Source organism: Flavobacterium lipolyticum, assembly GCF_020905335.1.
GTDB classification, from domain to species: Bacteria; Bacteroidota; Bacteroidia; order Flavobacteriales; family Flavobacteriaceae; genus Flavobacterium; species Flavobacterium lipolyticum.
The window spans coordinates 894231-907767 of the sequence record NZ_JAJJMN010000001.1; the positions used below are offsets into that span (position 1 = coordinate 894231).

At 36.3% G+C, this 13537-nt stretch carries 12 protein-coding genes; all 12 read right to left on the reverse strand.

All coding sequences use genetic code 11. From position 1 onward, the window contains the following. Window positions 1-2 precede the first annotated feature (2 nt). Complete coding sequence (locus LNQ34_RS03950) at window positions 3-2243, reverse strand: hypothetical protein (protein WP_229998715.1); 2241 nt, start codon at window positions 2241-2243, stop codon at window positions 3-5. Further along, entirely contained in the window at window positions 2243-6400 is a 4158-nt protein-coding gene (locus tag LNQ34_RS03955; RefSeq protein WP_229998716.1) for a hypothetical protein, read from the reverse strand. The genes LNQ34_RS03950 and LNQ34_RS03955 overlap by 1 nt, the downstream gene beginning before the upstream one ends. Before the next feature lies 1 nt (window position 6401). Then, window positions 6402-6995 carry a hypothetical protein gene (locus LNQ34_RS03960; RefSeq protein WP_229998717.1) on the reverse strand — a complete coding sequence of 198 codons (594 nt, stop codon included), beginning with the start codon at window positions 6993-6995 and terminating at the stop codon, window positions 6402-6404. Then, window positions 6992-7441: a hypothetical protein gene (locus LNQ34_RS03965; RefSeq protein ID WP_229998718.1), complete on the reverse strand. Its 450-nt coding sequence runs from the start codon at window positions 7439-7441 to the stop codon at window positions 6992-6994. Before LNQ34_RS03965 ends, LNQ34_RS03960 begins: the two co-directional genes overlap by 4 nt. Beyond that, on the reverse strand, window positions 7377-7592 hold the full coding sequence (locus LNQ34_RS03970) for a hypothetical protein (RefSeq protein ID WP_229998719.1): 216 nt from the start codon (window positions 7590-7592) through the stop codon (window positions 7377-7379). The genes LNQ34_RS03965 and LNQ34_RS03970 overlap by 65 nt, the downstream gene beginning before the upstream one ends. After that, complete coding sequence (locus tag LNQ34_RS03975; RefSeq protein WP_229998720.1) at window positions 7592-8476, reverse strand: hypothetical protein; 885 nt, start codon at window positions 8474-8476, stop codon at window positions 7592-7594. The genes LNQ34_RS03970 and LNQ34_RS03975 overlap by 1 nt, the downstream gene beginning before the upstream one ends. A 16-nt stretch (window positions 8477-8492) precedes the next feature. Then, window positions 8493-9011: a hypothetical protein gene (locus LNQ34_RS03980; protein WP_229998721.1), complete on the reverse strand. Its 519-nt coding sequence runs from the start codon at window positions 9009-9011 to the stop codon at window positions 8493-8495. Window positions 9012-9014: 3 nt separating this feature from the next. Beyond that, window positions 9015-9593, reverse strand: a complete 579-nt coding sequence (locus tag LNQ34_RS03985) for a hypothetical protein (protein ID WP_229998722.1) — start codon at window positions 9591-9593, stop codon at window positions 9015-9017. Between the two features lies 1 nt (window position 9594). Next, complete coding sequence (locus tag LNQ34_RS03990) at window positions 9595-10881, reverse strand: major capsid protein (protein ID WP_229998723.1); 1287 nt, start codon at window positions 10879-10881, stop codon at window positions 9595-9597. A gap of 3 nt (window positions 10882-10884) precedes the next feature. Beyond that, window positions 10885-11283, reverse strand: coding sequence for a hypothetical protein (locus LNQ34_RS03995; protein ID WP_229998724.1), 399 nt, complete (start codon window positions 11281-11283; stop codon window positions 10885-10887). Between the two features lie 18 nt (window positions 11284-11301). Continuing rightward, on the reverse strand, window positions 11302-11952 hold the full coding sequence (locus LNQ34_RS04000) for a hypothetical protein (protein WP_229998725.1): 651 nt from the start codon (window positions 11950-11952) through the stop codon (window positions 11302-11304). A 139-nt stretch (window positions 11953-12091) separates the two neighbouring features. Further along, window positions 12092-13537 (reverse strand): phage portal protein, encoded by a 1446-nt coding sequence (locus tag LNQ34_RS04005; protein ID WP_229998726.1) that lies wholly within the window; start codon window positions 13535-13537, stop codon window positions 12092-12094.

The window sequence follows — 13537 nt, forward strand, 5'->3', positions numbered from 1 at the left end:
ATTTATCTATTAAATTTTAATACTTTCCAAGATCCTTTTCCATTTGGCTTTAAGTTTAACAAAAAACCTTTCTCTTTTTGACCGTCTTCATTTATGAATTCGACAAGTCCGTACAAATTCATAACTTTCTTACCCAAAATCATTGTACTTCCGTTAACTTGCTGCATCACGTCAAAATCGCACACATGCTCAAAGTCGATAGTTTCCGGAATGAATCTAGCTGGCTCAAGTTCCGCGTTGATAATGTCGCCATTTTCCGCATACTCATGCCTTCCTGAACGCTGAGTTTTAAGTTGTCTGTTTGCTGTTGATGAGCCAAATTTTAATTTGTTCGTAGCATACTTTATCACTGAAGCTGAAATCCACCACCCGTGGCGCAACAGGGAATTTACTGGTGATAGTCTAAGATTAGTCGCAGTATCTGGACTGAAAATACCACTCGGTGCCTTATCAAAATCGTCCTGCCATTTACGTTGAGAAAACGTATTTGATCCCGATTTTTTAAGATCAAGAAAAAAGATGTCCTCATCATAACTCGAATCTTCAGTTTCATTCAATGACTTTGGTTTTCTTCGTGCAAATTCCATCCCATAGCTATCAGCTCTGTACTTTGAAATCTGAGTGTAGGTATTCTTTAATCGGCTTATGTAAGTTGAGTAATTGGACTTCACATTGAATTCATCCAATCCAAATGCTTCTTCATAATCTCCTCCTTTTTCATAGCCAATTTCAATTGCTGAATAGTATTTATCCGGAGCCGCATTCCGGTCCACATTTTTAACCTGATTTGGAAGCCTGATTGTTACATTTTTATTATAGAAATAACTCAACTCCTCTATACGTACTCTTTCCTTGTTCCCTATATTTTCGATTCCAATCCCCAAATTGAAAACTGCCTTCGTTGACGTTGTGAAATCACTAAAAGAAGTCGTTACCGGTTTAAACAAATTTGTGATTTTTGGTGAAGTACTGGTTTCACCTTGTGGTAATGGAAATTTATCGAACTTTCGGACCCAGAAACCGTGCGTAAATCCTATGTATGCGCCCTTTCCGTCAACTGGATATCCTAAATCTTTTCGCCCAAAATAGTCAGAGTAAAAAACTCCTTGTTTATTAGTAGCGATGGTTACCAACCTATCTGCTAATTCATGTGCTAATATTGCTTTTGTTGTGGACTTTTCCTCAAAACTTTCTTCATCAATATCCAAATTACAAACTATATTTTCAGCTGAAATTTCAAGTCTTTGTGATCTGGTATTGGCAAAATCAACATTTTGATCAAAAAGCAATCCTAAGCTTTCTTTCTCAAGAATCTTTATAGTATCATCAAAATCAATCTGAAATGTCTTGTCATGCAAATCTGAATGTGAAGTTTTCTCAAACAAAAATCTATTTTCTTTTAAAACAAGATCTCCTCCATTTTTGTATGTTGCCAATCTAACGCAAAACTTAAAATTCTGAATATCATCAAATGTGTTAATATTCACTTTGAATTGTAACTTTAACTTTACTTTTAAATCCCGGTCACGATCAGATAGAGCAAAAAACAAATTGCTTGCACTCCCGTTTCCAGTCCTGTCCCAAGAATTATCACCAACTAAAGATCCCGCAATGGGCGCTTGCGCACTTTCATGAGACTTATTGATTAGAGCCATTGGAACGGAAATCGTTGAGCCTCTCGTATTACCGTCAGTTGAAGTATTAACTAATTGAATAGAGTTTTCACTTTCCTTGGTTACAAATTTTGTTTGAAGAAAGATTTTTCTACCATCAAGTTCCACATCTATAGTTTCCAGCTCTGGGATTACGGAATCATTGATTGTAGTAGTCCGATCAACCTCAACTGTTTCCGAATTTCTTGCTTTAAGTTCTTGTTCAAGTCCTCCAGAGTTAAATTTTACTTTAACTTGACCATTGGAACGGCCCCATGTTGACAGATCAAGATATCCGGAGTAAGTAAGTGTCCAAACATCTGTTTGCGGATGTCTCTCGTTTCTGATCAACTCAATTTCCATCATAATTCCATAGATATCATACCCCAATTGAATATACTCAGCACCTTCTTTTACAAATTGCAATGAATTGGAGAATTTTGGAAAAATACCGTGGTACTCTTCGTTCCTGGAATACTCTTTATTATCATCGTTCCAGCCAATCGGTTCGACAATAATAAGTTCACCCATCTCTTTACTTTTTAAGATATACTGAACGCGATCGTTATATTGTGGATTTATTTCTGCCATTAGTTCCAATTTGTATTTTTAGACTTCCATATTTCATGTGGAATATCTATTTTCGGTACGTTAATAACTGTTTGTTTTTGATTCTGGATTGCTTTTCTTGTCAACCTCATTTCCTCAAGCATTTCTTTCCCGTACGCAGTCTCAAAATATTGAGTCGCTTGAAAATCACTCATTTTTTGCCCTTGCATATTAAGACTTGCCATTATTGAGGCACGTTGAATTTTATTAAAATCGTCTACTGATTTATGCACACTATCTCCTTCGTATAGTTGAACTATTTTATTACTTCCAGTTGGCACTTCAATTGCTCCCGACTTACGTTCGATTACTTCCTGAACATAACCTCCGGATGGTCCAATACCATCATTGATCATTGCAATTTCTTTTGGTCCTCCTTTACGTCCATCTTTATATTTTGGAATTGGCGTTGCAACAATAGCTGCTAACTGAACAGCTGCTACCGCTGCAGTAATTACCGCAAGTGCTAACCCAATTCCTGGTCCAGCAGTCAGTGCTGAAGTAACTGCCTTTGCAGTGTTAAAACTTGCTTCTGTAATTGCCAAAGCTTTGTTGAAAATTGCTTGTTTTTCTTGCTCCTTACGCTTCTTCTTTTCTAAAGCATCATTTTTTTTATCACGTTCCTTTTGCAGAATATCTTTTTGACGTTCATCTTTACCTGCCAATTCAATCTGTCGTGCGTAATACTCATCATTTTTTGCCTGCTCAATTTCAATGTTTTGTACTCTGCGGTCAAAAATTGCATTTCCTAAATTTGAAAGTACCTGATTAAATTCATTAGCCTTTTCTTCGATATCTTTGAAATTCTTTGACTCCAAAAACAGCTTTATTTTTGTTGCTTTATCGTTATTATTTATATCAATTTCAGAAAGTTCAGTTTTAAGCTTTGAAAGCTCATTTTCAATCTGCGCTCTTTTTTCGGCTGAAATTCTTTCATTAGCAGGAATCCGGTCTTGCGCACTTAAAAGATCCTCAATTGCTTTAATTTGCACGTTCAAACCTTCTTTTGCAAAGGCTCTTTTAATCTCAAGAATTTTACGTTCATGTTCTTCTTGCGCTTCTTCCAGATTTGTGTTTTTTTTCAATGAAGCATTGAATAAAATATTTTCAGCCTCCAGTGCCTTATTTAGTTTCGTATCATAACCCAATACTTCAGCATCATTCCTGTTCTTAAGTGCCTCAACTTCGCTATCAATTATCTTTTGACGATCTTTCGCCCCTTTTAATGTTAGCTTTTTCTGATCATCTTGGTACTTTTCCAAGATTAACTTCTGAGCGTTTGTTAAATCTTTCTTTATCTTACCAGTCTCCAAAAGTTCTTTAATTTCCAAATCAGAAAGTTCGCGCATAAGCTTTCCCGTTTTCTCATTGTATTTCCCTAATTGAAACAATTCAAACTCTGCAGCATTTCTTATTCGCTCAGATGCTAACTGGTTGTAATTTGATAATGCATCCAATCTTTTATCATATGATATTTTATCATTACCCAATATTTCATCATCCATATCTAAAGCGGCCTGAAGACGAAACTGTTGTAATTTAAACTGATCTTCAAGTCCTTTTTTCCACAATTCAAAAGCATCCTTTAATCTCTTTCTTAAAGCAGCCAATTCCTTCTTGCTCATTTCCTTTTTAAACTCAGCATCTTTAATTGCAGCATCTTTATCCAAATCTTCTAACTGCTTAGCAAGTCTCTTTTGTTCTTCAGTTGTTAATTGGGCATTTTTTATTCCGGTTGCCTTTTTGAATGCTATTTTATCTCTTTCAGTTTTAATAAGATCATCAAGTTCATCGCTATTGTGGCCTTCTTTACTAACACGCCAGTTTCCTTTTTCGAGGTAGTTCTTTTCTATTTGAAACTGTGCAATACGCTGTCTTGAACTATTAATTTCCGTTTGGGTTCTTTCAGCTTCCGCTTTTTTCAACTCAGTAAAAACTTCCAAAGAGGCTATCAGAATCTTTTTCTTTCTGGCAATTTCTTCTTTGTCCAATTTATCCGAATTTTCCCCCTGTGCCTTTCTAAGCTTTATATCTTGTTCAATTTCTTTAAATCTTTCGTTATTTGATTGATCCCGGGCATCAGAAAACGCTTTTTCAGAATCCTCTAATTCTTTATTTGCATCGACAATTTTTTTAATGTTTTTTTCTGCATCACTCATCTCGTCATTAAAAACCATGTACGCAACAACCGCTGCTGACAAAAAAGCCAATATCAAGCCCCACGGAGTAGCCTTTGTTGCAACATTTAAACCTTCCTGAGCAACCATTGCTTGTCTGGCCGCAGCTGCTTGAGCAAGAATGGATCTTGTACCAATACCGGTTGCTAATGCAAATCGAATCTGTGCTGCAGTTGCCGCTGCCTGTAACGCACTATAGGTTACCATAACAAAATTTACAGTTCGCAAAGTCCCTATGTAAGTAATCAAGACAGTTCCAAATTTTACTATGAAATCCATAATTTCCTTAAAGTTATCTCTCACAAACTTTAAGACTTTAGCCAAGTAAATGGAGCCGGAACTAGCGTCATTTGCCATTAAAACATATGCTTCCCAGCGATCATTTATGTCAGCCAGAATAGAAGATAAACTCTCGGAAGCAGCTTCGACTTCCTTGTTTAATGCAACATTTTCCTCATACTCTTTCTTTGCTTGAGCCATTGCACTCGCCAATAAATCATAATTTGCTGCCAGTGAACCGATCGTTTTAAATGATCTAACCTCATCTAATCCCAATTCACCAAGTACAATAGCTAAATTTTGTCCTTCTTTTTTGGCAGCATTCAAACCTTTAACAAACTTTACAAAGACACCGGTGGCATCCTGGTTGAATTGTTTTGAAAGTTCCTTTTGGGTTAAATTGGTTAGTTTTAGAATTGATTCCAAATTCTTTCCAGTTGCAATGGACTGATTAATTACTCCAAATGTTTTCTGAATTGAACTTGCTGAAACTTCTGCCTCAGATCCCAAAGATGAAGTTGCCGCTCCCAACGCCAAAACTCCCTGTGCCGAAGTATTATATACTGCAACCCCTTTTTGAATTTCTGTTGAGTTGGATAACACTTCCTTTTCTGTAGTTGAAAAAGAGTTTCCTAATTGAGTAATTACTGAGGCCAATCGATCTGCATTTTCAAAACTGTCAGATGATACCTCAATAAACTTTGCAAATTGTGCGACACCTTCTTCAGAGTCAATATCTGAGGTCAATTTTAATTTTTCAATGGCAGATGAAAATTTTAGAATGTTTGCGGTACCAGTTACACCCAACTGACCGGCAACCTCTGCAGATTCGATAAGACCAGCAACTGTAATACCATTGCTCTTGTCTCCTAAATCAACAAGATCTCGCCCAAATTGTTTTAACTCTTCTCCAGTCATATTGGTAGTTTTGCCAACCGCGATTAACTGTTTGTCAAAATCTAAAACGATACTAAAAATATCTTTTACAACTACTCCGAATAATTCTAAACCGGTAACAAGTCCAAAAGTTGCAATCAAGTCTTTTAAAGTTCCTCGGAGACCTTCGAACGCACTGCCATAATTACCAATATTCTTGGTATAATTTCTAATTGCGGCATCGACAGCCTTAACTCTGGCATCAAGTTTATCAAACTCTGCTTGTGCAACAATGATTTCCGCGGTATTCTTCTTCTCCGCAGAAAGTAATTCAGCCAAACGTTTTTGAGCATCAAGCCTGGCTTGGTTCAATTTACCATACGCGCCAACAAGTCCGAGTCGCTCTCTTGCAGCCTGTTTTAATTGCTTGTTAGTTTCTGCAAGAAGAATTTTTTCTTCTAATGTTGCTTTATTGGATGACTCCTTTGCTTTACGTTCTTTTTCTTCAAGAGCAATTGTAGACATCCTAATTTTATTACCCGATATTTCGGCTGCTTCTCGCTCCTTTATAGCAAGTATCGCTTTCTGAGTTGCCAAAATTCCTTGTTGCAAAGCTGCATTGTATGTTGAATTACTTGATGCTTCTTTAATTTGTTTTTGAATAGTCGCAATCTGAAGAATACCTTGAACGAACTCCTTGTTTTTATCAATGGCAATTTGAGTTTGTTTAGCATACTCAGGTCCCCATGTCAAAGCTTCCTCTTCAATGATTTCTTTACGAGTAATTATTCCTTTTGAGTTTGCCATTTTACTTCTTTTTTGTAGTCTCTTGTTTTTTGCTTGCTTCTATCTTAGCATTTACCTGCTTTTCATACCCGAAATAAGCATTGTACGTTATAGAGTTAAAATCTCCGATGTGAAAGCCTAATATTGAACAGTAGGAAGCCAGGATATCATCAATAGTGTATTGTTGTCCTGCTTCTAACTTTGGAAGATGTTGTTTAAGAACCCCAATCTTTACTTTAAAAGCCTTTGACTCACGCTCTATTTGGGCAATATCTTCGTAGTAGACTACCTCATCTGTTGTTCTTAAAATGAAACCATATTCAACTGTTAGGAGATTATCTAAATCTTCATCATACTCGAACTTCAAAGCATCACATGAAAACAGGACAACTTTAAGTTGATATTCTAAAGACTCTATCTCTTTGGAAATCCTGAATAATTTCTTTCCTTGTGGAGTTGCATTTTCTCGATTTACATGTTCTTCATAAATTGCGGCCCAGGTGTCTATTAGAATTTCCTCTTTTGTTTCTGTACGAGAAAGAAGAGACAGGTTTCCAGTCTCTACTATTTTAAGAAATGTCTTGTATGGGATTGTATCTAAAGAATCGTAAATCATAAGTTAAGTATGTCGCGTGAGTTTTTAATAAAAAAAGGAAGTAATCTGGATGTGATTACTTCCTTTAATTCTTTGTCAGAAAGTCCAAAAAGTTCATCGGAAAGCCAGTGATCACTATTTAAAATGTCTTGATTTTTAGGGTCTCTTGAACTAAACCTCAACACTCCAGAAACTTCTTGCATGTAAAAACCTTTCATCCAATCTCCGGAATCAATACCGGTAAAGGGCTGTCCCTGTTTTTTCCTGCCGTCTGTAATTACTTCTGTCCAGTATGAATAAAAACCTATTGGATTTCCGAAAATATCTTTACTGTCTTGTGAAATTCTTTTTTTCTGAATATCCAGTAAATCTTTTTCGATACTTCTGATGAATTTAAAAAGATCAATCTCCAGCTTTTTCGGTTTCAGTTTCCTTGCCCTTTCTAACTGTTGCTGAAATGTTGCCATTGGTAGCGATTTTGTGTGCTTTTATCAATTCGGCTTCTCTTTCTGCGGATGGGATTTCTTTAAAGATATGTGTTGAAGCAAACTCTTCTTTAAATTCTGCGAAGGGCTTGTTGTAGCCCTCCGCAAAAATGATCCCTCTATATTCTGGCATTAAGGAGTTACTTTAATTACTAAAGGAGTTGGCGTCTCGTAAGAAGTTCCAGTCCCAGTTTGAGTAACAACACCTTTTAGGGATAAAGTAAACCCATCAGTGAATCCTGTTCCTGTGAGCGTATAAATACCATCAGGAGCTGCCGGCACAAATGAATGTGTTACAACTGCCCCAGATGTATCTCTCAATATAAAGTTTAAGCCCACAAATGAGGTAATCTCTTCATCGCCACCAGAACAACCATCTGTTGCAGTGAATTTAATTTCTGAAGCTGAAGCTGATACTTGTTTAAGTGTGACGTCAAAGATTCCAAAGATATCATCGGCACCCCAACCCTCTGGGCGTAAAATCGCACCATCATCTTCAAACTCGTTGTAATCTTTGTAATTAAGTGTTACTTGAGTTGATGCCGGTCTATCTGAAGTCGGATCGATACGCTTACCTACATTCATAACAATTGCCTGGCCTTTTACAGTTCCATCTTCATTAATTACGCCTTTGATTGCACCATCTTCTGTAAACTCAAACAATCCTAAATCAGCTTTGTGATAAGTTTTAAGTGCAGAATGTGAACAAAGGCTTAGAAAACTATTGTAGGTAGTTACTTTTTTACCAGTTGAAGTAATGTACTGGTTTCGTCTTCCTTCAAAAACGGTATCTTCCGTATTTGCGGAGGCCAATTCCTCAACCTCATATAAAGGAATTATTTGTTTATCGGCAACCGCAGCATTCCATTTTGTCTTATCCTTTGCATCTTCGATGCTATCAAAAGTAAATCCCGGTTCGTGCACCGCGGTTTTAATTGTAAGCCCTTCAAGACACTGCTCTTTGGCACCAGTGTTTTTTTTGGCTTTCTTCTTGTTTTTACACTCTTGGTAAACCATGATTTCTATTTTTTAATTAACAATTAATTTTGTACTTCAATTTTCCAGTCAAGGCGAACACATGATAAGGCTGTATGTTCAGCTTTTTTATGTGATCAATATTGAACCCTTTAAAAACAGTTTCAACCCCCTTTTCAAATCCGTCAATCTGGAACATTCTATGTTGTTTCACTATTTTCAGTGCCTCAACCTCAACTTCCATATCAGCCCGGTGATTTATGTTTGGTTTGATCTTTTTTAGATCAACCATAAACACAATCTTAACATCGCTGAAATAAAATACCCGGTTTTCGGTAGTATGAGTATCGTCGTCAATGAAAAAGATATTTGAGGCCTGTAAATCATTTGTGAATACATCCTTGTACTCATTTTTACCCATATAGAACTCAGGAACAAAACCTTTATCCTTTGATAAGTTTTTATGAACACGTCCATAAATATCCATTTTGGGCCAGTCTAGTTTTGAAAACAAAGCATTTTGAATAATTTGGATTTCTTTATCAATCCCTTTTGGTTTTACAATTGTATGATTCATATTCTACCAAACTGAAGGTCCGTTAACTATTACTCTATAGGGGAAAATTATTTTTTGTGCTTTTCGAATGCTTTGTTCAAGCTTGTAAACAAGGCCTTTTGCAATGAAGTGTCCATTGTCATTCCTTGCCCCTTCCAACTCAACTTTCAATGCTTGATAGCTCATTTTTGCACTTCTTTCATTGAAGTTCGAACGTGTTGTAGAAAGAAACAATTCGATCATTTTTATTGCAACAGCATAACCGATGCTATCATCAAATAAAACTGACCTTTGCGTTATAACATTCGCATAATCAAAATCGGGAAGATAATCTTCATGCGTATCAAGAATAGACGATAGAACTGTCAATACTGCCTGTTTTTTAACCTCAAATAGATAATCATTAAACTTTACATCTGACATTTCAACTTCCGGAACCGCTGCATAAACATTATCAATCAAAACAAGTGAGTGATACCAATTGAACATTTTTTTAGAGTCAGCAGTTTTGTTCTCTTGTGACAAACTGAATGGAAGGCCAGAAGATAATTCTGACCAACCAATTCGGTTTATGAGCACATCTATTGCTTCTTGACTGTACATACTATACCGATGCTACAATGTTTGCTTCGAAAATCAATACCTGTTCTTCAGTTAATTCGTTGATGTATTTCTGAAGTGTTGTATCTGCATTATTTGCTTTAGCAGTTGTTTTTCCAGTCGCCATATTAATAGCAGCAATCACAGAAGTTTTTGTATAGTTAACAGTTTTGTAATTGAAATTGGCATCCCCTTCAGTTTGAGAATCAATAACAGCTTCTTCTGCATCTAGCAAGTAGATACTACCAACATTGTCGATGATTGGAAGTGCTAAACCTTGAACAGAAATGTTTTCAGCGAATGGCTCTTCATCTCTCCAAAGCTTAGTCATGATGTATTGATCAACAAAGGTATATTCAACCTTTTTGGAAGGTCTACTGGCTTCTGCTAATTTACTCCACACAAGACGGCCTACTTTTGTTGAAGTAAGAAATACAACTTTGTTTGGTGTCCAAGTTGGAACAGTAGTTCTTACACCATTTCTTTCGTAAGTTACCGTACGGTCCATAATCTGAATTTGAATTTTGAACTGACTGTTATTCTTTAACATTAAATTCACTTTTTCCAAATCAAGTGATGGCACATTTTGAACAGCACCAACGTAATTGTTGTAAAATGCAAATTGTTCTCTTACCTGGTTATTTCTTGAAAAGTTATCAAAGGTTGCATCATCCATCTTTAAGATTGAAATTACATCTCCTTTTGCTTTTGCCGCTTTTAGAATACGTGATATATCGTTCAATGGTTTTGCATTAGGATCTGACCAAGGCAAGACAACACCAAATTTATTAGAATTTGGATATCGGAAGTTAACTCTGAAACCTGTACCAACATTAGTTTCATCATCTACCAACATTAAACCAGAAGATAATGCCTGATCATATCTGAACTGCATTGTTTCAGCAACACCAGATACCAACTTAACTGCCCCTGAAAATAATTTTTCAGCAACAGTAGCAGTGTCTGCGCTTTTGGCAATCATATTGTCGATATCGCTCAAAAGCCTTTCAGAGAGAACGATTTTCTTACCAAACTTAGGAACCTCACCAGTAGCTACTCCTAATTTATCCCATTTTGCCAAAGGCAAATCAGAATCCATTGCAACGAAATCAACAGTTACAACTGTGTTATCAATGCTTCCGGTATTCCATGTCATATCAGCGCTGAACTCTTTCTTAAGTTCAGTTGTGAACGTATATTGCAAAGGATCTTTTGAACCATTTACACGTAATTCGACCGCTTTCATCATTGCCTTAAAGGCCGCGATGTATTGAATTAAAATACTTAACATAGTTTAGTCTTTTGTAAAATAGATTGAAGGAATCGCCGTCTTTACAGCGCTAAGAATCGAAGTAGCATCATACTTCATAGCTTTCCAGTTAACAGTTCCGATTCGCAATAAACCTGCAAATGGTTTTGCTGTAGGAATTCCAGCCATTACGATGTACTTATATGTGTGACCAGATGGAAGTGCCGCGTATGCAGTTCCTGAAATCGGCATCGGCTTTAAAATACCCGTTGCCGTTTCTTCAATCACAATGTGGCCTTGTGGGATGAACGATGGAGTAAATCCAGTAACATCCAAAGTTCGACCTCCCGGAACTGTATCAACAACTTTTTGGATAACGATTCCCTCGTTACCCATGTCGCCGTACACCGGATCGTTGCTTAAATTTGCAGTAGTTCCTGCCATGATTTTGTAATTTTAAGTTTATAAAATGTTTTCGACAATTTTTTCAGCTTCAGCATCTGAGAATTTTGCAGCGTCCGGCTTTCCTTGCGGAGCACGTCCGGCATAATCTCCTGAATCCGCTACACCTTGGACAAGTTCAGTATACTCTGTTTCTAAAGCTGCTACTTGATCTTCAAAAGAAGTTTCAGAATCCAAGTCAATTCTCTTAAGCCAATTCGCTTTTATCTCAGGTTTTAGACCTTTTAAAATTTCTGACTTGTCAATTATTGACTGGGCCGTTTGAGTTTTAGATCCAATTATTTTTTCTGATTTAATAGCTTCCAGATCTTCCTGAATTTTCTTCGCCCATGCAGGAGCTTCCTCTGATGGTTTAGGGGTCGGATTGCTTGGATCAGGATCCGGGGCAGGTGCTGGAGATGGAGCTGGTTCGGTTTTTGGCTTTTGGTTCGCCTCTAATGTTCTGATTCTATCGTCCTCACGGGCAATTTCTTCAAAAGACATAAAGTCGTTAGCTGTTTCCAATACTGCATCAATCGCATCATCATCTGCATCGTCTGCTGGTTTCAAACATAGTTTAGCCGCAATTGCGTCTATCCTTTTAGTCGACAAGTTCGCCTTAGGATATTTTACCTTAAGTCGTGCCTTAATCTGTTCTGGTTTAACTGCCATAAGAATTGATTTTAAATTGTTAAATATTAGAAACAAAAGTAATAAAGTTTTTCTTATTTAGAATCATTCTAAATAAGAAAATAAAAAACATAAAAAAAACCACCTCTTTCGAAGTGGTTCACTATGTAATTTTTATAAACTAAACTACTGGCAAAGGCTCTTTTATTGCGGCATCTGAAGCAATCATTTGCATTTCTTCATCTATATCTTCGTTAAGTCCCAATCGCTCTACAGCTGTTTTTGTAGCAACAAGGCCAGCTTCTTTTGCAGAACTCATAGTCTCAACCAACTCCTTTAAATCATCGGGAAGAATACTATTGAAAACTACATCATAGTAAAGGTTTTTGCTTTCTACAGCTAATGAAGTGTTTGTTGTTTTAGTGATTCCTGACATCATAATATTAATTATCCTTTCAACAACAGTTCTGTTGTCACCTTCATTCATTGAAGCTTTTATCATGGCATCCAAAAACATTAATTTTAATGCTATTCCAGAAATAGCACCAAGCCCTTTTACATTATCAAAAGATAAATCAGGTGTAGATGTTATGCCATAAATTGCTTTTTCTAATGTCTCAAGTTCAAGTTTAATACTATCTGGGCCATTTGGGTTTGTCATAAACTCAGCATCCCCATGAATTTCCTTTCCGGAATCTTCATCTACTTTTATTGGGAACTGCAAAATCTTTCCATTATCGTCAGCTTCAGGAAACGAACTAAGTTCACCAAATAACTTCATTAATGGATATGCTGTACGATCGTTAGAGCCACCGAGTTTTGATATTATAGTTTCATATCTATCAACTGGATCTAAAGCATCAAACCATTCCGGTTCATCTTGATTATCATATACAATTGGAATCCTATCAAACCCATGAGGTTTTGGGTATCCCTCTGACATTGTTAATTTACCAGTTGAATTATCCAATTTGTAAACAGTTAAGTCATCCCAGACCATTACGTTTTCAAGATCCTTATCCTCATCATTTCTTGAAGTAAATTTCCAACTAAAAGCTTTCATATCTCCAGTCTCATCAAAGTAGGGTGCCATATTCCCGTTTTTATTCTCGAGAAGTGCAATCTTAATTTCTTTATTTTGAGAACTAATGCCAAGTTTCGCTCCAACAAAAGAAATAATTTTCATAAATAGTCCGCCAGGCTTTACATCAGCAATATAAAACTGTAAGGCTGATTGTGTCTCTGATTTTTTCTGAAATACAAACCTTACCAATAAACTATCAATCCTGTTCGTTTTCCACAGTAATTTAATTAACTGTGATAGTTTATTTGTTTCTGAAGGAATAAGAGTTACTGGTTTTCCTACTTCAAACGAAGTTGCAACTCGACATATTTTTTTAGCAAAATTTATTGCAATACGAACAGCAACTACAGTTCGTTGTTGTGCCCCAGTACCAACCTCTTTATTTTTTTGAGTTTTACCAACCTGACTTTCTCGAATAGATCTATCTCTATTGTTAAATTCCTTTCTGATATTTTGAATATCTTCAGGCTTTTTGCCACTAGCAAACAATTTTTCAATTGTCTTTTCTGTATTTGAGGTCAATCCTCCTTTAATATCTAACAT